This window comes from Pseudactinotalea sp. Z1732 (genome assembly GCF_049724975.1).
Classification (GTDB): domain Bacteria; phylum Actinomycetota; class Actinomycetes; order Actinomycetales; family Beutenbergiaceae; genus CALKWS01.
Genome location: NZ_JBMPQC010000001.1, coordinates 730,246 through 751,104, shown reverse-complemented (window position 1 = coordinate 751,104; position 20,859 = coordinate 730,246). Strand labels below are relative to the sequence as shown.

The following is a 20,859-nucleotide window of genomic DNA, read 5'->3' as shown; positions in this document are numbered from 1 at the left end:
ACAGGCGGCCGCGGCCCACCGCCCTCCGGTGCAAGCCTGCCGTCGTGTGCGCTCGGTCGGCTTCACGCCACCGCCGTAGTGAACAGGTACACCGGCACGGTTCCGGTGCGTTCCACACCGGTGGACGAGGTCCACCTCACCAATTCGACCCCGCCCAGGTCGGTGCCGTGCTGCTCGGCGAGGACGAGGAGTCCGACGACCGAGGCCACCCCTTGCGTAGCAGGCCGGGCGGTGAGAACCTCGCCGATGGTGGACGGGCCGGCTTCGGCCAGCACCGCCGCGACATTCCCGGTGAGTTCCTTCATGTCGATCTCCGAGGCCCGAGCCAGTTCGCGCAGCGCGGCCACGTCCACCGGCTCGGCCTCGACGGTGGTGATGTCCTCGGTGACCTCCGAATCGGCCGGGTTGTGCAGACGCAACTCCCCCACCGAACCCATCGGGACCGAGGTCAGGTCCAGGTCCACACCGACGCGGTGGAAGGGACGGACGTGGTCGCTCAGATCCATCGCGGTGCGCAGAGTCCGGCGCAGCAGCCGGTGGATACGCCGGTCCTCGACCAACTCCTGGCTTTGTACGAACCGGCGCAGACTGCGGGAGAACGCAGTCATCACCTGGTGGATCTCCCCGCTGGCATCCTGCAGGCTCGGCAGCATCCTGCGCAGGCGCCGGGCTTGCCGGGGCGGGATCTCCTCGGCGAAGGGGCGCTCAAGCAGGTCGGTCAGGTGAACTTCCAGTTCGGCGCTGCGTTCGGGGTCGAGGATGAGGGAGTAGAAGCCGGTGAAGGTGCGGCCGGCCTCGGAAGCGGCCAGATGATCCACGCCGCGGAAGATGTCCTCCAGTACCGCACCGCGGGAGGACTCCTGTTCGATGAGTCGCTCGCGCAGTGAACGGTTGAGTTGTTCCATCTCGGTACGTACTCGGGCGAAGTCCGCCGGCAGTTCCTCGGTGAGGGCGAGGATGTCGCGGGCCCGTTCCAGGGCCCGGTCGGTCTCGAGCACCTCGAAGTCCCCGGCGCCGACGCGTTCAATCTGGGTCTCGAGGCGGTCGCGTTCCTCGCGCAAGGCCCGCAACCGGGAGGCGGCGTCCGGGTCGGTTTCCACGGCGAGTTCCCGCACCCGCTGCAAGATGGTGGTGAGCCGGGATTCGGTAACGGTCTGACGCCGATCAGTCAGCTGGGTGACGAAACGGATCGCTGTCAGGGCCCCTTCCGACAGTTCGAAGACCTCCTCGCGCGATGTCTCGGCCGCTCGGCGGATGAGGTAGCCGGACTCCCGCCAGGAGGCGCAGTACTGCTGGGCGGTCTGGGGAAGGTCGAAGCCGTGATCGCGCAGCACCGCCAGATCCTCATCGACCTTGCTGAACAAGACCGGGGCGGGCAGCCGCTTGTCCTCCCCCCCGAGGTGCTCGCCGAGGATCGCGATGGCCACTGCGGCGTGCTGGGCACGCAGCAGCGTCCACCCTGGATCGTCGGCGCTGAGGCGCTGGGCTGCCAGCGCCGTGCTGAGCGTGCTCACAGAAGCGACTGTACCGATTTCGGTCAGGCCTTCGGCGGGATTATCCCCGGTGCGCGGGGCGCTGTCCTAGCGGCCCTACTGCGCACCGGGACGCCCCTGACCGGGCGTGAGATTCATCGCCTCGTCAGGGACAACCATAGCCTCGGGGCAGTGCAGGAGGCGCTGAGGACGCTGACCGAACTCGGGTTGGTCGCTACCGAGCAAGTGGGGCGAGCCGGCATCCACACGATCAATCAGGACCACGCCGCCGTTGGGCCGTTGCGCGCAATCCTCAGTCCGATCGGCATGCTTCGGGAAACCGTCGAGAGCCTGGTTGGTGACGCCGAGGTGTCAATGCTCCTCTTCGGTTCGGTCGCTCGCGATGAGGCTACGTCTCGTAGCGACGTCGATCTTGCGGTCATCGCACCACCAGGATGGGATCAGCGCGTGGCGCTCGAGGATGCCGTCCGCGCCCGCCTCGGAATCGACTGCGAGGTCCTGGTCTTCACCCCGAGCGAGTTCGCCGATCTCAGCGCATCTGGCGAACCCGTGGTGATTGACATCCTCAGGGATGGCATCCCTCTTGTCGGAACAATGCCGAGCGGCGTGCGAGGGAGCGTCTGATGGTCACCGCTGGGCAGCGCAATCACGCGAAGGATTGTCTGCGTAAAGCGCAGGAACATCTCGGCTCCGCAGAAGCCAACTTGGCCGCAGGTCGCCACACTCCTGCCGCTGGCGACGCAACCCCGCGCAGCCTCAGCGGAGAGCGCGCTGCGCGAATTGGTGTCGGCAAAGATTGACGTGGAGTATGGAACATCGCTCGTGACCGCCGAAGAGGCCAAGCCGCTCGTGCGCCGCGCCGGAACGCTAGTCGACCTTGCGGTCGCCATCATGCGAGCAGGCGAGTAGTCGCCCCGTATCTCCCCCGAACATCACCAGCTGCCGGCGGCCTCCTGCAGCCATGCCAGCGCCTGCTGGCGCTGACCGGGCTCGAACAGTTCCACGGTCACGCCCGGGATGAGCGCGCCTCCGGCCTTGGACAGCGCCCGGACCACCCCGCCGTCGGTGAGCACCGCCACCCGCTCGAACCTGGACAGATCTCCCAGGCGGGAGAGGGCGAGTTTCACGTCCTCCTTCACCCCGCTGGGGCTCAGGCCCTCCATCCGGCTCAGATCGGCGAGCATCCGTAGGCGCGGATGCTGGTCCAGCGCCGCGTGGATCTGCGGGGAGAGGTGCTCGTAGTCCTCCTCGGTGACTGTGCCCGAGGCTGTCACCTCGATCAGGCCCTCGGGCGTGGTGTGCATCTGCATCATGACGGCCTCCCGTCGTCTGGGGTGATCGTCACCCGCCCAGTGGTGGTCATGCCACTGTCGCCGAACACCGCGGGTGCTGCCAGTGGGGGCGCAGCGCCAACCGCCGAGCAGCGGGGTCAGTCGTCGACGATGAGGATGCCGTTGACGGTGAAGGTCGTGGTGCCGGAGGAGCCGGCGGTCGTGGGCTGCCACGTCTGGGAGCATTCGACGTCGATCACGGCGTGGTCCTCATCGTTCAGGTGGCCGGTGAGCGTGGTGCCGCGGTCCGGGGGGAAGTAGATGTCATGGCCCGCGGTCACGTGGTGGAACGGCCGGCCGGTGTGGCAGGTCAGCGGCCAGTGCTCGACCTCCGTGTGGGTGGTTGTCTCCCGTCTGGGGTGGTGGATGACGGTGGTGACGGTCACCGGTAGCCTCCCGTGCAACTGCATACCGCTGTCGTCGACCTCTGCGGTGAGGTAGCCGCCGTCCTCGGTCTCCCCCCACATCCCACCCAGGGTGGCCTGGCCCTCGAACCGCTGCTCGACCACATGGTCTTCGCACCCTAGGTAGGGAGAGCAGCGTTCGCTTCGGAACGACCCGTGCACCGACCACAACGACCCCGCGCCCGAGTACCGCGTGACGCCGTCGTCAAGGCTGGGCGGCCGCAGATCGTCCTCGTCGAACCCGGGTATGGGGGGTAGGGGGGCGGGCGCGCCGCCGTCCTCGGTCTGTTCGAGGTGAACCTGGAGGGCACCGTTCCAGTGCACCTCCGCGTGGATGGTGACCGGTGTCGCGGTGGGTGGGTCGTCGTACTGACCCTCCATCTCCAGGAGCAGTTCCCCCGCGGGCGGGTCGCAGTGCAGATCGTGGATCCGCTCCACGGTGGCCTCACCCGACAGGGCCGCACCGGGGTCGGTGTGCGAGTTGGACACGATGAGCATGAGGATCCCGGCGACGCAGAACTCGCTGCCGTCCGGTGTGAGGCTGACCGTGCGCCGGCTGTATCTGCCACGCTCGTCGCGCACGATCGCTTCCATCTTGGGCGTGCCCTCGTCCTGAAGTTCGACGGTCACGCGCACCCCGGCCGTTTCCTCGCGCGAGCCCTCGGGGTAGACGATGTGGTACTCATACCCCAGTCCGGGGACGCCGGTGTGGTCGATGGTCAGGGCGTCGTCGCCGAGGTCGTGGTCGGGCATCGGGGGCAGCACGTCATCTGGGAAGTTGGGGTCCAGGTGCACGAACCGGGTACCGATGGGGTTGCCCGCCGGGTTGGCGTTGACCATCCGCATCACGAAATCGGGGAACCTGGTCTCGACCGGCACGTACGCGTTGATCGCAGCCAGCACGTCCTCGTGCGCGCCGCCGGTTCCCGACAAGTCCTGCCAGGTGTTGAAGATGGACTGGGCCCCGGCCGTCTGTTCCATGAACATCGCCCAGAGGGCGGTGGCGTAGGGCTTGTCCGGATGGGTCTCGGCAACCAGCGAGTCGTCCTCCCTCTGCATCCTGTGCAGGTGCCGCAGGTGCTCATCCCCGAAGTCTCCGGGCAGGTAGTACCGCTCCGCCCAGGTTGCGGTGCCCTCGATCAACCAGCGTTCATCGAGGTGGTCGTGGTGGGCGAACTGGAGCACGTGGAAGACCTCGTGCACCACCACACGGGCCAACTCCGAATCCGGACCGGTTCCGTGGTCCTCCAGGACGCCAGCGTCGATCAGGACGTAGCCGCTGGAGGCGGTACGCCCAGCCGGACGGGTCGGGATGGCCAAGCCCCCGGCGCCACTATCGATCCTGCTCACCTCGCCTCGGCGTTCCGGGCCGAGCCAGCCCGCATCGAGCAGGTAGATGTCGACCTTGTCATCGGAGTCCGGATGCGGATCATCAGCGGGCCTGTCCGGCTTCGGGGGGCCCATGCCCTCCGGAACGGGTTTGGTCATTTCCGGCACGGTGCCATCGACGATCCCGATGACGGCCTCCAACGCCTCCTCGGCTCCCACCGTGCCCGCACCGCGGTCGGCGCAGATCCACACCCGGATCGGGACCTGGTCGCTGGCCCGGGTCTCCCAGTCGCCCGGGCACTGCCGGCCGGCTGGGTCGTTGTTCTCGGGGGCGTTCACCTGGGTCCACGTCAGCGCAGCCTGCTGCCACCCCCGCGCCTCGGCGCCCTCGGCGCCGGCCTCAGCGTCTGAGTCCTCGCCGTCCTGGTTGTCGCCGTCGTTCTGGCTGTCGCCTGCCCCGTCCGGGCTGTGGCTGAACGCGCTCTGCGGGTCGGTGGGGCGCAGCAGATACGGTCCCACGGCCTCGGCTACCTCGGCAGGCAGGGTGTCCAACTCCCGGACCGCTTGGTTCAGCGCCGCGGAATCGTGGGAGGCGGACTCCCCGCGGTACTCCCGCGGCAGGCGCGGGTCGTTGAACTGACCCCACACCCGGTACATCAGGCCGGTGGGCTCATCCAGTTGCCCGGCCGCCACGGCGGCCTGAACCAGGGTGGTCGTGGTGGTGGTTGGCGGTTCGTCGTCCGGCGCGTTTGGGGAAGGCAGCAACCCGTCCTCGTCCTCGACGGGAGCCGCGGTGACCCCCTCATCCGGGGAAGCGTCCGGTGCCGGGGAGTCGTCCGGTGCCGGGGAGGTGCACCCGGCCGCCACCAGCGCCAGCAGTCCTGCCAGCAACGCCGCGTATCGAAGTCGCGCGAACCTCATGATCCCCTTCGGCCAGTTCGTCGAACCTGAACGCTACCGGCGGGCGGTGCTGCTCGGAGGCGGAACCGGGGGGTGAGTATGGGCGGGCTCAGCGCCGAGGCGGATGGATGCGGAACTGGACCGCCCCAACTATTCACTCGTTGCTTCTTGAACCGTTCCGCCCTGCTCGACAAGGAGCCTCTCCGAGATCGCGCCGCGAAGAACGCCTTCGAGTCTGCCTCTGACATTGGAACCGAGGCGAGCCACACCGAAGATGCGGGCAGTTTCTCGCAACGCGTCCTCACGACTCATGCCGTGCGCACCCCTGACAGCATCAATCATCGCGTTGCGAAGTTCCGGGGCCCAAGAGGATCATCTCTCAGTTCAATATTCTCCTTCAGGCCAGTGGATACAGGACCGTGTCAACGACCGCTCTCGCGCGAGCGCACAGGCGTACCGAAATTCCCAACGAGGTCGTACACCTTTTGGCGGCGATCGAAACGAGCGTTCAGGGCCACTCCTAAGAATCGGCCTCAATACGCTAGCGATGCGGATCTGAGGTGGCATTGCCTCGGCGCGTCGCCTGCTTTCGATGCCGTTTCTACGGACGCCGCGCCCCGCCGTCTCCCTTGGGTTGGTGCCGGGCTGGAGGTTCGGGTCGGGCGCATGCAGGCAGGTGGTTTCGAGTTCCTCGACGATCGGGGTCCCGCCGGGGCGGCGTTGACGCGGGGCCGCTCGGCCCAGTCCGCACCAACGGTTCCGGCCACATCCGGTGTGCCCCGGTAGCTGCGGATTGACAAGGCGGCGCGACAGGTCTAGGTCAAGTTCACCTTCCGGACTGATCGCGATGGATCAGCACATGCGGATGAGTTACCACCTAGTGCGATCATGGGGTGATGAGCCGGGGCTCCGCAGCAGAAGCCGCGCTGGCCGGGGTGGCCGCGGGGGCGGTGACCCTCGGCATGGCGGAGATCGGCGCTGCCCTGCTCACCCGCACCGGCGGCGCCGGGGCCACCCCGTCACCGCTGCTGGCAGTGGCCGACACGACCGTCGATTACTCGCCGGCGTGGCTGCGCGACATCGCCATCGCCACCTTCGGCGCCGCGGACAAGACCGTGCTGCTGGTCGGGATGGGCGTGATGCTGGCCGTGGTCTGCGCCGGCATCGGGCGTCTTGCGGCCAGCCGGATGACGACGGCGATGCTCACCTTCGTGGTGGTGGGTGCGGTGGGGACGACGGCGGTGCTCACCCGTCCTGGGGCGCAGGTGGGCGACGTCGTACCCACCGCGGTCGCCGTCGTCGTCGGCCTGTTCGTGATGAACGGGCTCAGCCGGCCGCGCCCGCAACGGCAGGCCGGGGTGGAGCAGCCGGCCACGAGCACCGACCGGCGTTCGGTGCTGGTCTGGGGCGCCTCGCTGACGGTACTGGGGACGCTGGGTATCGTGGCCGGCCGGGCGCTGCAGGGCGCCGGTCAGGTGGTGCGCGCCGCACGGGAGATGTTCACCGTGCCGGCCGTGGCCGAGCCGGTGGTGATTCCGGCACAGGTCGATCCGGGTGTGGAGGGACTCTCGCCCTGGCGAACCCCGAACGACGCCTTCTACCGGATCGATACCGCGCTAGCGGTGCCGCAGGTGGACCCGGGCACGTGGCGGCTGCGGGTGCACGGCCTGGTGGAACGGGAGGTGGAGATCGACTTCGATCACTTACTGGCCCAGGAGATGGTGGAGGCGGCCGTGACACTGACGTGCGTGTCTAACCCGGTCGGTGGGGACCTGGTCGGTAACGCGGTATGGACCGGGTGGCCGGTGCGCGAGCTCCTCGCCCGGGCCGAGCCGGACCCGGATGCGGACGTGGTGCTGTCCACCAGCGCCGACGGGTGGAGCGCCGGCACTCCGCTGAACGTCCTCACCGACGAGCGCAACGCCCTGCTGGCGGTGGCGATGAACGGGCGGCCGCTGCCGGCCCAGCACGGATTCCCGGTGCGGCTGGTGGTGCCCGGGCTGTACGGGTACGTGTCGGCAACCAAGTGGGTGACAGATCTGAAGGTCACCCGGTTCGCCGACGACGAGGGGTACTGGAGCCCGCGAGGTTGGTCCGAGCGCGGGCCGATCAAGACCGCATCGCGCATCGACGTCCCGGCCGGCGAGCGCGTGCAGGCCGGGGCGACGGTGATCGCCGGGGTGGCCTGGGCCCAGCACCGCGGCATCAGCGCAGTCGAGGTCCGGATCGACAACGAGCCTTGGCAGCAGGCCACCCTGGCCGCCGAGCCCAGCGTGGATGCCTGGCGGATGTGGCACCTGGACTGGGAGGCCACACCCGGTGAGCACGTGATCGTCGTACGCGCCACCGACGGCAGCGGGGCCACCCAGACCGAACGCGCCATGCCACCGGTGCCCGACGGCGCCAGCGGGTGGCACTCGGTGCAGGTCGAGGTCATATAACTGCGCCAAAGCAGCGGCTGGATTACCGCCGGGCGCACGTGGCCACGCAAGAGCAGGTGCGTGCCGTCGTCCTGGTCTTCCTCCCGCTCGGCCGCCCGCAGCCAACGGGCGCGCGCAACGAGCCGCTGCCATCATCACCCCCATGGATCGACCCCGCACCACACCACATCCCCTCTCCCGGGCCTCATGAACACCTGCGCCTTCTGCCGCATCGCCGACCACACCGAGCCGGCGAACCTGGTGCTGGACACCGAGGACGCGTTGGCCTTCCTGGACATCCACCCGCTGTTCAAGGGCCACGTGCTGGTGATCCCGCGCGAGCACCACGTGACGTTGCCGGACCTGCCCCCGGCGCAGGTGGGACCGTTCTTCGCCGCGGTGCAGCGCGTGTCCGCCGCGCTGCCCGAGGCGCTAGGGGCACATGGGACGTTCGTGGCGATGAACAACGTCGTCAGCCAGAGTGTGGCCCACCTGCACTCCCACGTGATCCCGCGCCGCCGTAAGGACGGCCTGCGCGGGTTCTTCTGGCCCCGCCAGCGCTACGACGACGACGAGGCCACCGAGTACGCCAAGCGGATCCGGTCGGCGCTCGGTTGAAGGCTGCGGTTGAAGCCTGCGGTTGAGGCCGACGTCGGCGCCGGGCCCACATGCGGTGCGGACCGAGCACGGCCACAATGAACCATGAGCGATCACACGTACCGAGTAACCGAGATCGTCGGCTCCTCCCCCGAAGGTGTCGACCCCGCGATTCGTAACGGCCTGGCCCGGGCGAGCAAGACGTTGCGCAACCTCGACTGGTTCGAGGTCACCCAGATCCGCGGCCACGTCGAGGACGGCCAGATCGGGCACTTCCAGGTCGGCCTGAAGGTCGGCTTCCGTCTCGACGACGAGTAAACCCACCACGATCCCGCAGGCACACGGTGCCCGGAGGAGCCTGGGCACAGGTGCGGGCGCCCGGCCTCCCGCCCCTCACTCTTCTAGCAACCGCCTCGGCCCCGGCCCGCGACGGCCGTAGACGTCCTCGGGGTTCGCTAGCCCGCACCGGTCGATGGACAGGCACCCGCACCCGACGCAGTCGGTGAAGTCATCGCGCAACTGCTGCAGGTGGTGGATGCGCTCGTCCAACTCCGTTCGCCAGCGCCCCGAGAGCCGCTGCCAGTCCGCTCGCGTGGGTGTCCGCCCGGCGGGCAGTTCGTCGAGGGCCTCCCGCACCTGCGCCAACGGAACGCCCACCCGGTGGGCGATGCGGATCAGCGCCACCCGGCGCAGGGTGTCGCGCCGGTACCGGCGCTGGTTGCCCGCGGTCCGAGTGCTGGTGATCAGGCCCTTGCGTTCGTAGAAGTGCAGCGCTGAGGCCGCCGCGCCACTGCGGGCGGCCAACTCCCCGATGCTGAGTTCGTTGTGGTTCCACGCGGGCGCTGTGGTCATGATCGCTCCAGAATCCCGTTGACCTCAACCATGGTTGAGGGTACACAGTAGTGGCTTCTGCGCCGCTGGGGACCGCCCAGCGGCGCAACCCCACCTGCGCCCGCACGATCCCTCCGCACTATCCCGACCCCAGGGGAGCACCCCATGAGCATGGAGTCCACCGCGTGGCACTCGATGTACACCGCCATGCACGCCCAGAACGACCGACGGCCATTCTCCCGCGCCACCCTGGCCCGGATCGCCGCATTCGCCGTCCCGCACCGGCGCCGGATCGTCTGGTTCACCCTGGTCAGCGTCCTGACCGCCGCCATGGCCGTGGCCACACCCCTGCTGGCGGGGCGCGTCATCGACGCGATCACCCACAACGCCGAGGTGCGCGTCGTCGTCATCCTCGCCGCACTGATCGGGCTCATCGCGCTCGCCGAGGCCGGGTTCGGCCTGGTACAGCGCTGGCTGTCGGCCAACATCGGCGAAGGCCTGATCCTGGACCTGCGCACCACGGTCTACGACCACGTGCAGACGATGCCGGTGGCGTTCTTCAGCCGCACCCGCACCGGCGCGCTGGTGAGCCGGCTGAACAACGACGTGATCGGCGCCCAACGCGCGTTCTCCGACACCCTCTCCGGGGTGGTCAGCAACGTCGTCACCCTCGTGCTGGCGCTGATCGCGATGGTCTCACTGTCCTGGCAGATCACCGTGATGACGTTGCTGCTGTTGCCGGTGTTCGTGCTCCCGGCCCGGCGGATGGGTGCGCGGCTGGCCCGGCTGCGCCGCGAGGCCGCCAACCACAACTCGACCATGAGCACCCAGATGACCGAGCGTTTCTCCGCCGCCGGCGCCACCCTGATCAAACTGTTCGGGCGCCCGGACCGCGAGTCGGTCGAGTTCGCCTCCCGGGCCGCCCGGGTCCGTGACATCGGCGTGCGCTCGGCGATGGTCCAGGAGGTCTTCTTCATCGCCCTGACCCTGGTCTCGGCCCTGGCGCTGGCGCTGGTCTACGGGCTGGGCGGGTTCTTCGCCCTGGACGGGGAGTTGGAGGCCGGCGCAGTGGTGGCCCTGGCGCTGTTGCTGACCCGGCTGTACGCGCCGCTGACGGCCCTGGCCAACACCCGGGTGGAGGTGATGAACGCGATGGTCAGTTTCGAGCGGGTCTTCGAGGTGCTCGACCTGCGCCCCCTCATCAGGCAGAAGCCCGACGCCGTGGCGCTGCCGGATGGGCCGTTGTCGGTCGAGTTCGACGATGTCTCCTTCGCCTACCCCTCGGCCGAGCAGGTCTCCCTCGCCTCCCTGGAGGAGGTCGCCACCCTGGACCCGCGGGCCGGCGCCACGGTGCTGCACCAGGTGAACCTGCGGGCCGAGCCCGGGCAGACCGTGGCGCTGGTGGGCTCCACCGGCGCGGGAAAGTCCACCATCGCCTCCCTCATCCCGCGGCTGTTCGACGTCGACTCCGGCGCCGTGCGCATCGGCGGGCTGGACGTGCGCGATGCCACCACCGACTCCCTGCGCGATGCCATCGGGATGGTCACCCAGGACGGGCACCTGTTCCACGACACCGTGCGGGCCAACGTCGCGCTGGCCCGGCCGGAGACGTCCGACGACGACGTCTGGGCCGTGCTGCACCGGGCGCGGCTGGGTGAGCTGGTCGCCTCGCTGCCCGACGGCCTGGACACCGTGGTCGGTGAGCGCGGGTACCGCCTCTCCGGCGGGGAGCGCCAGCGGCTGACGATCGCGCGGATGCTGCTCGCCCAGCCGCGGGTGGTGATCCTGGACGAGGCCACGGCCCACCTGGACTCCACCTCCGAGGCGGCCGTGCAGGCCGCGCTCACCGAGGCCCTGGCCGGGCGCACCGCCATCGTGATCGCGCACCGCCTGTCCACCATCCAGGCGGCGGACACGATCCTGGTGGTCGAGGACGGGCGGATCGTGGAGTCCGGGGGCAACGCCGCGCTGCTCGCCGCCGAGGGCCGGTACGCCGAGTTGTACCGCACGCAGTTCTCCCGGGGCGAGGAAGTACCGGCGGCACTCTGAGCGGGCAGGCACCGGCCGTACCCATGAGCCGTGAGCCGGCATCGATACGCTGGCTCGATGGCGAACGTGGCGGGCATCCTGCTGGCGGCCGGGGCCGGGCGGCGGATGGGCCGGCCGAAGGCGCTGATGCGCGCGGTCGATGGCACGCCTTGGCTCACCGCCGCCGGCCGGGCACTGCACGACGGCGGCTGCTCGCCCGTCGTCGTCGTCCTCGGTGCCGCTGCAGAAGAGGCGCGGGCGTTGCTGAACGGCCTGGACGTGCAGGCACTCGAGGCCGGCGACTGGGCGACCGGCATGGGCGCCTCCTTGCGCACCGGCCTGGCGTCGCTGGCCGAGGGGGTCGGGCGCCCCGACCGGGATGGGTATGGCGATGATCCGGCGCTGACCACCCCAGACGCGGCGCGGATCCACCTGGTGGACCTGCCCGACGTGGGGCCCGACGTCGTCGCGCGGGTGGTCGACCGCGCCGCGCCCGACGTGCTGGCCCGCGCGGACTACGGCCACGGCCCGGCACATCCGGTGCTCATCGGCCGCGAGCACTGGCCTGGGGTGATCGCGAGCGCCCAGGGAGACCGTGGCGCCCGGGACTACCTCCGGGGCCGCGACGTGCTCGCCGTGGACTGCTCGGACCTGGCCACCGGCCGCGACATCGACACCCCCGCGGACCTGTAACCCGCGCGGCGCCCCGCGCCACCACCCCGCACCACCCCCTCGCGCCGCCACACGCCGTCCGCCACCCGCCACCACACGCCGCAACCGTCCAATTGGATAGTTCCGGCGACCCCATCGCATCCCCACTCGCTGCAACCATCCAATTGGATAGTTCCAGCGAATCCGCCGCACCACCTGACCTGGGGTTGACCCCGGTTTCCGGTCACTGACCAGGCGGGTTCCGCGTGTTCGCGGGCCTGTCGGGGAGGATGTCCGTGATGAGCACGAGCAAGAAGAGGAAGTCGTATACGCCGGAGTATCGGCGTGAGGCCGCGCGTCTGGTGATCGATACGGATCGGACGATCGCCGCGGTCGCGCGGGAGATCGGTGTCGGCGAGCAGCTGCTGGGCCGGTGGGTGCAGCAGGAGCGCGCTCGCGGTGGCAGACCCGAGGCGTCACTGGATGTGGACGAGCGTGCTGAGTTGGAGCGGCTGCGTCGCGAGAACCAGGATTTGCGGATGGACAACGAGTTCCTGGGAAAAGCGGCGGCCTTCTTCGCGTCGAAGCAGAACCCGAGGAGCGGTTCGCGGTGATCGAAGCGGAGAAGGCCGACCCGGACAGCACGATGACTGTCACACGGATGTGTCGGCTGCTGGGGGTGGATCGTCGCCGGTTCTACCAGTGGCGGACTCGGATAGTTGCCGGACCGACTCCTCGACAGCAGCGAGCGGCGGATCTGACCGCGCAGATCCGTGCGTTCCACGCCGCTTCCGACGGCACCTATGGGGCACCACGAATCCATGCTGATCTGCAGGACGCCGGAGTGGCCGTGTCGCGCAAGACGGTCGCGAAACTCATGCGGGTCGACGGGATCAGCGGGATCAGCCCGCGGACCTGGCACCCCGCAACCACGGCGCAGGGACCAGATCCGTTCCCCGTCCCCGATCTCGTCGAACGGCAATTCGACCAGGGTGACCGGGACCGCGCGTGGTTCTCCGACATCACGTATCTGCACACCGGTGAAGGATGGGCATACCTGTGTGCCGTCCGCGACGGGAACACCCGCCGGGTGCTCGGACGCACCGTCGGTGACAGCTTGCACGCCGACCTCGTCGAGGACGCACTACGCCAGGCCGTCGCACTGCGCGGCGATCTGCCCCGCCAGGTGATCTTCCACGCCGATCGGGGTACCCAATACACCAGCGCGCAACTCGCGAACGCTGCTGTCGAGCTGGGGCTGCTCAGGTCGATGGGACGCACCGGAGTGTGCTGGGACAACGCCGCCGCGGAATCGTTCTGGTCCACGTTCAAGAACGAGTACTACTACCGGCACACGTTCGCCACGATCGATGCCGCCCGCCGCGGCACCTACACCTGGATCGACGGCTGGTACAACGCGCGCCGCCGCCACTCCGCCATCGGCTACATCAGCCCGCTAGAGTACGAACGCCGCCAACTCGCGCTGGCAGCCTGACCAACCAACCACCTGACCGGGAATCGGGGTCAGCCTCAACCCGCCGCAACCATCATTGGGCGGTTGCGGCGGGGTGATGTAGCGGCGCGGCTGGCGCGACGGGGTGGCGCGGCGCGACGGGGTGGTGCGGCGCGTGGCGGTGCGGCGGGCGAGCCGCCGGCTCAGGCGGTCGGCTTCGGCGGGCGGTACCCGGTCGGCTCCTCGCCCATGTCCACGATCGCGGCCACCGGGCCGCCGCCGTCGGGCCCTTGGTAGGCAGCCGAGACGGACACGAACACCGCTGGATCACCGGTCACCGAGGCGGTCACCCCACCCACGGCGGCCTTGATCTGGCGGTGCCAGTCCACGTCGGAGTCATCCATCATGGCGTTGCGGCGCCCGCGGACCTGCCCGTCGCCGGAGGTCTCGCACTTGGGGAACACGTTCACCAGGCGCACGTCGATGTCATCGTTAGTGGCCGTTGTTCAGGTGCCCCGCCAACCGGGCGTGGCGTTCGGAACTGGCTTCGTTGAGCCCGGTGATGGTGACCGTCTTGCCCTTGTCGGCGTACTTGGTGGTGATGACATCGAGGGTGGCCACGGTGGAGGCGTCCCAGATGTGGGACTGGGACAGGTCGATGACGACGTTCTTGGGGTCCCCGGTGTAGTCGAACTGGTAGATCAGGTCGTTGGAGGAGGCCCAGAGCAACTCGCCGATGACGGCGTAGACGCGGGTGTCCTCATCGGGGCGGTCCACTTCGATGACCTCGGTGAAGTGGGCCACCCGGTTGACGAACATCACCGCGGCCACCACGACCCCGGCCAGCACCCCATAGGCCAGGTTGTGCGTGGCCACCGTGATCACCACGGTCGTGAGCATCACGGCGGTTTCGCTCTTGGGCATCCGGCGCAGCGTGTTGAGCCGGATGGAGTGCCAGTCGAACGTCGCGACCGAGACCATGATCATCACCGCCACCAGGGCAGCCATCGGGATCTGCCCGATGACGTCGCCGAAGCCCACCACCAGGATGAGCAGGAAGATCCCGGCCAGGAAGGTGGAGATGCGCGTGCGGGCCCGGGAGGCCTTCACGTTGATCATGGTCTGGCCGATCATCGCGCACCCGCCCATGCCGCCGAAGAAGCCGGTGATGATGTTCGCCGCGCCCTGCCCCCAGGTCTCCCGGGTCTTGTTGGAGTGGGTGTCGGTCACGTCGTCGACCAGCTTGGCCGTCATCAGCGACTCCATCACCCCCACCAGCGCCATCGCGACCGCGAACGGGCCGATGATCTGCAAGGTCTCCAGGTTCAGGGGCACATCGGGCAGGAACAACGAGGGCAGCGAGTCCGGCAACTCGCCCTGATCGCCCACGTTCGGGACCGCGAACGCGAAGGCGACGGTGACGGTGGTAAGCACCACGATCGCCACCAGCGGCGCCGGCACCACCGCGGTGAGTTTCGGGAGGAACACCATGATCGCGATGCCCACGGCCACCATCACGTAGACCAGCCAGCTCACCCCGGTCAGGTACGGCAGTTGCGCCATGAAGATCAGGATCGCCAGGGCGTTGACGAACCCGACCATCACGCTGCGCGGGATGAACCGCATCAACCGGGCCACCCCGAGCACGGCGAAGAGCACCTGGATGATCCCGGCCAGGATCACCGTGGCGATGAAGTAGTCCATCCCGTGCTCGCGCATCACCGGGGCGATCACCAGCGCGATCGCGCCGGTGGCCGCCGAGATCATCGCCGGGCGCCCACCCAGGAACGCGATGGACACCGCCATCGTGAAGGAGGCGAACAGCCCCACCCGCGGGTCCACCCCGGCGATGATGGAGAAACTGATCGCCTCCGGAATCAGTGCCAGGGCCACCACCAGCCCGGCCAGCACCTCGGTGCGCAACCTGCGCGGGCTGCGCAGCGTACCGATCACCGAGGTGACGTCCTCGGTGCGCGCCTTGCGGCGCTGCATCGGGGTACGCCGGGGCGGACGCGGGGCGCTCCGGCGGTCGGGCTGGGCAGCAGCAGGCGTGGACAAAGAGACTCCGGGGGTTTCAGCGGCGGTACTCGCCGATGGTCACGGTCACGGCGCGCCGTTGAGCGTCGAGGCGCCCAGGTGCTGGGCATCATCGACGGCACCTGCGCAGTCCGACCGAAACTCTACCCTAACGAGAGGGTAGAGTTTGTGTGAGGTTCCTCGCCCCGCGGGGTGCCGGCCATCGGCGCCATCGCTCGACCCGGTAGAGCGGGAGTGCCAGCCGGTAGAGTCAGGCGACCGGAGAAGGAGGGCTATGGCTGCGCACATGCAGATCGGGGAAGTGGCCGAACGCACCGGCCTGTCCCAGCGCACCATCCGTTACTACGGCGAAGTCGGTCTGGTCACTCCCTCCAGCAGGACCGAAGGAGGCTTCCGGCTCTACACCGACAGCGACGTCTCCCAGTTCGAACTGATCAAGAAGATGAAGCCGCTGGAGTACAGCCTCGAGGAGATGCGCGAGGTCCTCGACGTGATCGCCGAACTCGACGCCGAGCCCACCGCCTCCCGCCGCGCGGAGCTCACGAGCCAGCTCATCGCCCTCCGGGAGGCGGCCACCACACGGCGTGACGGACTCGCGGCCCAACTCGCCGCCGCCGAGTCGTTCATCACCCAACTGGACGAACGCTCCGCGCAGCCCTAGCCGACCCCACACGCGGGCGCCTCCCTGCGCCCGGTGGGCGAGCAGGTTTCGTCAGGGCCTGCCCCGGCCAAGGTGCGCTTGCGGTTCAGTGCGCGTCAGCGCGCCGGCGTCTGTTCCAACCAGGCCCGGATCGCCGCCTCATCACCGCCCAGCGCCGGCGGCGCGAGGCGCTCCTCCCGGCAGCGCTCCCCCTCGGCGTCGAACCAGCGCAGCGGCGGGCCGGGCAGTTGCACGGTGCCGAGGTCGGGGTGCTCCACGTCGATGAGCAGGCCCTGGGAGCGGGTCTGGTCCCAGTCGTAGACCCGGTCCAGGGTGCGCACCTCCCCGGCGGGCACACCGGCGGCGTTGAGCCGCTCCATCAGTTCCGCCAACACCAGGTCGGCGAACGCGGCGTTGACCAGGTCGATCAAATGAGCCCTCGGTGCGGGCAGGTTCCAGGTAGCCGAGCAGGTTCTGGGCGTAGGTGGCCGGTTGCACGATGGTCCAGTGCAACGGGCGAGTGCGCAGCGCCAGTTCGGTGCGGGCTTTGCGCAGGTGGTGCGGCATCGCGGGCACGTACGGGGCCAGCACCGAGTGCAGAATGAGGCGGCGTACCCCGGCCACCACCGCGGCATCGGCCACCCGGGCCCCGATCGCGTCCTCCTCCGGGTGCATGTTCGGGGGCACGTGATAGACCGCGTCGGCACCACCGAACGCCTCGGTCAACGCCGCCGCATCGGTGAAGTGGGCGGTGCGGGCCGCCACACCCTGGCCGCGGAACTCCTGGGCCGCCGACGCGCGCCGCACCAGGGCGATCGGCTCGTGCCCGGCCCGGCGCAGCCCCGCGATGACGGCCCGGCCCGTCTTACCGCCGGCACCGGTGACGACCACGCGCATCGGCACACCTCACAGGTAGTCGTAGGACGAACTGTGGGCACCACCGGACAGGCTGGCATAACCCGGGCCGCGGTCGAAGAACGGCTCGTCGGTGCCGCGGGCGGCCCGCAACTGCCGGCGCAAGCGCTCGATCTGCCGCAGCGGTGCTACATCGGCGCGATGGGTTCACGGACCACTCACAAGGACCGGATGGACCGGCTCCGCGAAGCGGGGGCCACCGAGGACCAGCTAGCCAGGATCCACAGCCCCATCGGCCTGGACCTGGGCGGGCGCACCCCGGAGGAGACCGCGGTGTCCATCGCGGCGGAGATCATCGCCAACCGGTGGAAGGGCAGCGGCGAGTCGTTGTCCCGAACCGATGGCCGCATCCACCACAGCGACTAGACCACAACGCACGCACCGCCCGCGCGCACGCACGGGCGCGCGCACGCACGGGCGCGCGCACGCCCGGGCGCGCGCAACACTCATCTCCCGCACGGCCGGCTGCGTCCCACACCTCACCCGCACAACGCCCGCGCCCTATTCGCGCATCGCGAAGGTGACCGTGCCGCCTGGCGAGCGGGTGTGGTGGTAGCGATGATCGTGGATGAGTCGATGATGTCGGTGGCATAGCGGCACTGCCTGGTCCAGGTCGGTGCGCCCGCCGTCGGCCCACGGTTTCAGATGGTGCAACTCGCACCACGCATACGGTCGTTGACATCCGTCGGCGGCACAGGCGGTGTGTTGGACCGACAGTGCGGTGCGCTGGGATTCGCTGAAGAACCGGGCGCTATGACCCAGGTCCAGCGGCACCGACTTCCCACCCAGCACCACCGGAACCAGACCGGAGTTGCAGGCCAGTTGGCGCGCCTGGGCGGCCGAGATCTTCTCCCCGGTGTCCAGCCCGGCTGCTGCCAGCCGCCCGCGCAGAACCTCTTCATCGAGGGTGACCACGATCGTCGCGGCGGTCTTGGGGCTCAGGTGATCGGTGGGCAGGTGCTCGATCAACTCACACAGTGCCAGGCCGTGGGCGTGGGCCCAGTCGGCCCGCCTGGCTTGGGCCACCCGACCCGGATCAGGCAGACCGACCAGATCGCCCGACTCCTGCGCCGAGGCACCCGCACCGGCACCTCCGGCCCTACCGGCGACACCCGAGCCACCTGCACTACCCGCGCCACCCGCGCCACTCCCACCGCCAGCACCGCCAGCCGCGCCAGCCGCGCCAGCACCGCCAGCACCGCCAGCAGCGCCAGCAGCGCCAGCACCACCCGGGCTACTCCCGACGGCGGCCGGGCTGCCGGACCCGCAATCCTCAACGCCTCCGCTGGCTGCGCCGTCCTGGTCCTTGCGGTTCTCCCGGCGCGGTGCGGTCATGGTCTGGAGCAACTTGCGCAACAGGTGCCCATGAAACACCGGCACGGTGAAGTGGCCCGTGACCGTTCCGTCCTGGTTATCCCGGAGTGTCACCCTGGTGCGCGCCCTGGCCCGCTCCTCCTCGTCGGCCACCTGGCCCTCTTCGTGAGCATCGACCTCATCACGCTGCCTCTCGATGGCTTCCAGCGCTCGGCGAGCCCGTTGCCGCAACACCGAGGGCGGCATCGTCTTGGCCTTCTCAACCAGGTCATCCTCGACCCGTTTGCGTTCCGCGGCGCTGAGATCCGCCGGGAAGTTTCTCTCCCGCACCGACGATCGTCTCGGCGTGCTCCTGGGAGATCTCTCCCCCGTCCAGCGCCTTCTGCGTCGAACTGCGGTCCTTGATCCGAGTGGCCAACTTCGTCTGCCGGCTGGTCTCGCGGCCATCTTCATTGGTGCGCTTCGCCGCCCATGATGCCGTGTCCGCATCCCCGGCCCGCTCGGCCGCCTTGGCCTTCTCCGCCGCCGCCAACACCTTGAGGCGGTAGGCGCACACCCGCGACTCGATCCGCTTGAGGTCCACCAGCAACTGCGCCTGACCCACATCGCTCAGCCCACCCGGATCCATCTGCGCCAACTCATCCAGCGCCGCATGCACGCCCTGGGTGGGCGAGATGGTGGGGAGGGGGTGTACCGCCATAACCCAACATTACTACGAACGCCCGTTCGAATCAAGGGTTTCGAACGCCCTGTTCCAACACCGCTCGTCCTCGCGCCCCGCAGCGCCACCTCGACAGCGTCGCCACCCGAGCGCCACCACCAGCACCGCAGTCCCCGGACCACCACGAGCACCGCAGTCCCAGCACCACCGCGAGCGCCACCGCCAGCACCACCACCAACCCCCTGGCCTACCTCATCGACCGGTACCGATCATGACGAATCCCCAGGCGCTCCTCGGTCCTCATCGCCATGAGTTCGGCAAGGTGCGCCGTAGCCGAGGCGATCAGTCGGCGGCAGAACGCGGCGGGCTCCTCGGCGGCGTCGGGTCGCTCGGGCACGATCTCGTCGACGGCACCAGTCTCGAGCAGGTCCACCGCCCGGATGCGGTGCGCCGCCGCCATGTCCGCCGCACGGTCCGCGGTGCGGTGGATGATCGCGCTGGCGCCCTCGGGCGGCAGCGGCGCCACCCAGCCGTTCTCGGCGCACACGGTGCGATCGGCCGGCAGCAGGGCCAGGGCGGCCACACCGTTGCCCTCGCCCAGGATCGTGGAGACCACCGGCACCCGCACCGTGGCCAGCGCCGCCACCGTGCGCGCGATCTCACCGGCCAGCCCGCCGTGCTCGGCCTCGGTGGTCAACTCCGGGCCCGGTGAGTCGATCACGGTGACCAGCGGCAGGTCCAGCTCCTCGGCCAGGTGGAAGCCGCGTTGGGCCACCCGCAGCGCCGCCGGGCTGAGCGAGGCGTCCCGGCGGGGCCGGCGGTCCTGGCCGATGAGCACACAGGACAGCCCAGGGAACCGGGCCAGGCCCACCGTGATGGTCCCGTCCGACTCCCCGGTCCCGGTGCCGCGCAGCGGAATGAACACCTCCGCCGCGTGCTGCAACAGGTGGTGCAGCCGGGGCCGGTCCGGATTGCGAGTCGCCTGCACCGAGTCCCACGGGGCCCGGTCGGTCGCGATCGTCGCATCGACGAAACGCTCCCCGACCGGCTCCTGGGGCGAGGTCAGCACCCGCAGGGCCTTGACCGCCGTCGTCCGCAGTTCTCCCAGCGGCACCACCCCGTCGATCACACCCTTGCGGGCCAGGCTCTCGGACTGCTGCACGCCCTCGGGCAGCGGTTCGCCGAGCATGATCTCCCGCACCCGGGGACCGAGCAGGCCCACGAGCGCTCCGGGCTGGGCGATCGTGAGGTCGCCCAGGGACCCCCACGACGCCAGTGCGCCCCCGGTGGTGGGGTCGCGCAGGTAGACCAGGTAGGGCAACCCGGCGGCGCGGTGGGCCAGCACCGCCTGGCTGATCTTGATCATGTGCAGGAACGCCGGGGTGCCCTCCTGCATCCGGGTGCCGCCGGACGTCGGCGAGGCCAGCACCGGCAACCCCTCGGCGGTGGCCCGTTCGAACGCCAGCGTGATCCGCTCGCTGGCAGCGGCACCGAGGGAACCGGGCGAGGAAGTCGAAGTCGCCGACGATGACGGCGACCCGGTACCCACCGAGGACGGCCCGCCCGGTCACGACCGCCTCGTCGGCACTGCTGCGCTGGGTGGCCCGCGCGAGCTGGGCGACGTAGGCGGGCCCGTAGTCCGGCTGGGTGGGCGGTGCGTCCCACGGCTCGAAGGATTCCGGATCGAGGACGGTCTCGATCACCTCGTTCAGGGAGATCCTGGCCACGCCCCGCATCCCTTCGCCGGCGAACATCTGTACCGCCTAACGTTAGCCACGCGCGGGCGCCGGGAACATGGGCATCATTGCCAGGACAATCCGGCATCGTTGGGCAGTGTTGTGCCTGACCCGGATGC

At 69.6% G+C, this 20,859-nt stretch carries 19 protein-coding genes and 1 pseudogene; 9 read left to right on the top strand and 11 right to left on the bottom strand.

All coding sequences use genetic code 11. The annotated features are described in order from the left end of the window. Window positions 1-62: 62 nt before the first annotated feature. Complete coding sequence (locus tag ACPL7H_RS03520) at window positions 63-1,514, bottom strand: DUF3375 domain-containing protein (protein ID WP_424795713.1); 1,452 nt, start codon at window positions 1,512-1,514, stop codon at window positions 63-65. A gap of 150 nt (window positions 1,515-1,664) precedes the next feature. Between ACPL7H_RS03520 and ACPL7H_RS03515 the strand changes: the two genes are divergently transcribed. Continuing rightward, window positions 1,665-2,117 carry a nucleotidyltransferase domain-containing protein gene (locus ACPL7H_RS03515; protein ID WP_424795712.1) on the top strand — a complete coding sequence of 151 codons (453 nt, stop codon included), beginning with the start codon at window positions 1,665-1,667 and terminating at the stop codon, window positions 2,115-2,117. Window positions 2,118-2,425: 308 nt separating this feature from the next. Here the strand turns inward: ACPL7H_RS03515 and ACPL7H_RS03510 are convergent, their stop codons facing one another. After that, window positions 2,426-2,806 carry an STAS/SEC14 domain-containing protein gene (locus ACPL7H_RS03510; protein WP_424795711.1) on the bottom strand — a complete coding sequence of 127 codons (381 nt, stop codon included), beginning with the start codon at window positions 2,804-2,806 and terminating at the stop codon, window positions 2,426-2,428. A gap of 116 nt (window positions 2,807-2,922) precedes the next feature. After that, window positions 2,923-5,478 (bottom strand): hypothetical protein, encoded by a 2,556-nt coding sequence (locus ACPL7H_RS03505; protein ID WP_424795710.1) that lies wholly within the window; start codon window positions 5,476-5,478, stop codon window positions 2,923-2,925. Between the two features lie 875 nt (window positions 5,479-6,353). Between ACPL7H_RS03505 and ACPL7H_RS03500 the strand changes: the two genes are divergently transcribed. The 3 genes from ACPL7H_RS03500 to ACPL7H_RS03490 all read left to right on the top strand — a co-directional run bounded on the left by ACPL7H_RS03500 (window position 6,354) and on the right by ACPL7H_RS03490 (window position 8,792). Next, entirely contained in the window at window positions 6,354-7,898 is a 1,545-nt protein-coding gene (locus ACPL7H_RS03500; protein ID WP_424795709.1) for a molybdopterin-dependent oxidoreductase, read from the top strand. A gap of 186 nt (window positions 7,899-8,084) precedes the next feature. Beyond that, complete coding sequence (locus tag ACPL7H_RS03495; protein WP_424795708.1) at window positions 8,085-8,495, top strand: HIT family protein; 411 nt, start codon at window positions 8,085-8,087, stop codon at window positions 8,493-8,495. Between the two features lie 84 nt (window positions 8,496-8,579). Then, complete coding sequence (locus tag ACPL7H_RS03490) at window positions 8,580-8,792, top strand: dodecin (RefSeq protein ID WP_424787097.1); 213 nt, start codon at window positions 8,580-8,582, stop codon at window positions 8,790-8,792. A gap of 75 nt (window positions 8,793-8,867) precedes the next feature. On the opposite strand, the gene soxR is transcribed toward ACPL7H_RS03490, so the two are convergent. Next, window positions 8,868-9,326 (bottom strand): redox-sensitive transcriptional activator SoxR, encoded by a 459-nt coding sequence (soxR, locus tag ACPL7H_RS03485; protein WP_424795707.1) that lies wholly within the window; start codon window positions 9,324-9,326, stop codon window positions 8,868-8,870. Window positions 9,327-9,470: 144 nt separating this feature from the next. On the opposite strand from soxR, the gene ACPL7H_RS03480 reads away from it, so the two are divergent. The 3 genes from ACPL7H_RS03480 (at window position 9,471) to ACPL7H_RS03470 (ending at window position 13,479) form a co-directional block, all read left to right on the top strand. Continuing rightward, window positions 9,471-11,354 (top strand): ABC transporter ATP-binding protein, encoded by a 1,884-nt coding sequence (locus tag ACPL7H_RS03480; protein WP_424795706.1) that lies wholly within the window; start codon window positions 9,471-9,473, stop codon window positions 11,352-11,354. A 57-nt stretch (window positions 11,355-11,411) separates the two neighbouring features. Further along, window positions 11,412-12,026, top strand: coding sequence for a nucleotidyltransferase family protein (locus ACPL7H_RS03475; protein WP_424795705.1), 615 nt, complete (start codon window positions 11,412-11,414; stop codon window positions 12,024-12,026). A 257-nt stretch (window positions 12,027-12,283) separates the two neighbouring features. Beyond that, a protein-coding gene (locus tag ACPL7H_RS03470) for an IS3 family transposase (protein WP_424795704.1) occupies window positions 12,284-13,479 on the top strand; the annotation gives its coding sequence in 2 pieces (ribosomal slippage) (window positions 12,284-12,554 and window positions 12,554-13,479; 1,197 coding nt in all). 161 nt (window positions 13,480-13,640) lie between these two features. On the opposite strand, the gene ACPL7H_RS03465 is transcribed toward ACPL7H_RS03470, so the two are convergent. After that, the gene (locus ACPL7H_RS03465) at window positions 13,641-13,916 is read right to left on the bottom strand and encodes a ring-opening amidohydrolase (protein WP_424795703.1); all 276 of its coding nucleotides are present in this window, start codon (window positions 13,914-13,916) and stop codon (window positions 13,641-13,643) included. 13 nt (window positions 13,917-13,929) lie between these two features. Continuing rightward, the gene (locus tag ACPL7H_RS03460) at window positions 13,930-15,429 is read right to left on the bottom strand and encodes a SulP family inorganic anion transporter (RefSeq protein WP_424795797.1); all 1,500 of its coding nucleotides are present in this window, start codon (window positions 15,427-15,429) and stop codon (window positions 13,930-13,932) included. Window positions 15,430-15,748: 319 nt separating this feature from the next. Here ACPL7H_RS03460 and ACPL7H_RS03455 point away from each other — a divergent pair, with 319 nt between their 5' ends. Then, window positions 15,749-16,135 carry a MerR family transcriptional regulator gene (locus ACPL7H_RS03455; protein ID WP_424795702.1) on the top strand — a complete coding sequence of 129 codons (387 nt, stop codon included), beginning with the start codon at window positions 15,749-15,751 and terminating at the stop codon, window positions 16,133-16,135. A gap of 95 nt (window positions 16,136-16,230) precedes the next feature. Here the strand turns inward: ACPL7H_RS03455 and ACPL7H_RS03450 are convergent, their stop codons facing one another. Both ACPL7H_RS03450 and ACPL7H_RS03445 read right to left on the bottom strand, forming a co-directional pair. Continuing rightward, a complete protein-coding gene (locus ACPL7H_RS03450) occupies window positions 16,231-16,545 on the bottom strand; it encodes a CoA transferase (RefSeq protein WP_424795701.1) in 315 nt (104 codons plus the stop codon). A gap of 73 nt (window positions 16,546-16,618) precedes the next feature. After that, window positions 16,619-17,011 (bottom strand): annotated as a pseudogene (locus ACPL7H_RS03445) (SDR family oxidoreductase); the annotation flags it as partial. 159 nt (window positions 17,012-17,170) lie between these two features. Between ACPL7H_RS03445 and ACPL7H_RS03440 the strand changes: the two are divergent. Next, the gene (locus tag ACPL7H_RS03440) at window positions 17,171-17,395 is read left to right on the top strand and encodes an XdhC family protein (protein ID WP_424795796.1); all 225 of its coding nucleotides are present in this window, start codon (window positions 17,171-17,173) and stop codon (window positions 17,393-17,395) included. A 135-nt stretch (window positions 17,396-17,530) separates the two neighbouring features. On the opposite strand, the gene ACPL7H_RS03435 is transcribed toward ACPL7H_RS03440, so the two are convergent. The 3 genes from ACPL7H_RS03435 to ACPL7H_RS03425 form a co-directional block, all read right to left on the bottom strand. Beyond that, entirely contained in the window at window positions 17,531-18,673 is a 1,143-nt protein-coding gene (locus tag ACPL7H_RS03435; RefSeq protein ID WP_424795700.1) for an HNH endonuclease signature motif containing protein, read from the bottom strand. Then, window positions 18,612-19,043: a hypothetical protein gene (locus ACPL7H_RS03430; RefSeq protein ID WP_424795699.1), complete on the bottom strand. Its 432-nt coding sequence runs from the start codon at window positions 19,041-19,043 to the stop codon at window positions 18,612-18,614. The genes ACPL7H_RS03435 and ACPL7H_RS03430 overlap by 62 nt, the downstream gene beginning before the upstream one ends. 208 nt (window positions 19,044-19,251) lie before the next feature. Then, complete coding sequence (locus ACPL7H_RS03425; RefSeq protein WP_424795698.1) at window positions 19,252-20,553, bottom strand: carboxyl transferase domain-containing protein; 1,302 nt, start codon at window positions 20,551-20,553, stop codon at window positions 19,252-19,254. Between the last annotated feature and the right edge of the window lie 306 nt (window positions 20,554-20,859).

Excerpts from the sequence above, each read along its gene's own strand:
- ACPL7H_RS03455 (WP_424795702.1), top strand. The coding sequence starts at position 15,749 with ATGGCTGCGCACATGCAGATCGGGGAAGTGGCCGAACGCACCGGCCTG.
- ACPL7H_RS03510 (WP_424795711.1), bottom strand. The coding sequence starts at position 2,806 with ATGATGCAGATGCACACCACGCCCGAGGGCCTGATCGAGGTGACAGCC.
- ACPL7H_RS03505 (WP_424795710.1), bottom strand. The coding sequence starts at position 5,478 with ATGAGGTTCGCGCGACTTCGATACGCGGCGTTGCTGGCAGGACTGCTG.
- ACPL7H_RS03495 (WP_424795708.1), top strand. The coding sequence starts at position 8,085 with ATGAACACCTGCGCCTTCTGCCGCATCGCCGACCACACCGAGCCGGCG.
- ACPL7H_RS03480 (WP_424795706.1), top strand. The coding sequence starts at position 9,471 with ATGAGCATGGAGTCCACCGCGTGGCACTCGATGTACACCGCCATGCAC.
- ACPL7H_RS03475 (WP_424795705.1), top strand. The coding sequence starts at position 11,412 with ATGGCGAACGTGGCGGGCATCCTGCTGGCGGCCGGGGCCGGGCGGCGG.
- ACPL7H_RS03500 (WP_424795709.1), top strand. The coding sequence starts at position 6,354 with ATGAGCCGGGGCTCCGCAGCAGAAGCCGCGCTGGCCGGGGTGGCCGCG.
- ACPL7H_RS03490 (WP_424787097.1), top strand. The coding sequence starts at position 8,580 with ATGAGCGATCACACGTACCGAGTAACCGAGATCGTCGGCTCCTCCCCC.
- ACPL7H_RS03440 (WP_424795796.1), top strand. The coding sequence starts at position 17,171 with ATGGGTTCACGGACCACTCACAAGGACCGGATGGACCGGCTCCGCGAA.
- ACPL7H_RS03430 (WP_424795699.1), bottom strand. The coding sequence starts at position 19,043 with ATGGCGGTACACCCCCTCCCCACCATCTCGCCCACCCAGGGCGTGCAT.
- soxR (WP_424795707.1), bottom strand. The coding sequence starts at position 9,326 with ATGACCACAGCGCCCGCGTGGAACCACAACGAACTCAGCATCGGGGAG.
- ACPL7H_RS03460 (WP_424795797.1), bottom strand. The coding sequence starts at position 15,429 with ATGCAGCGCCGCAAGGCGCGCACCGAGGACGTCACCTCGGTGATCGGT.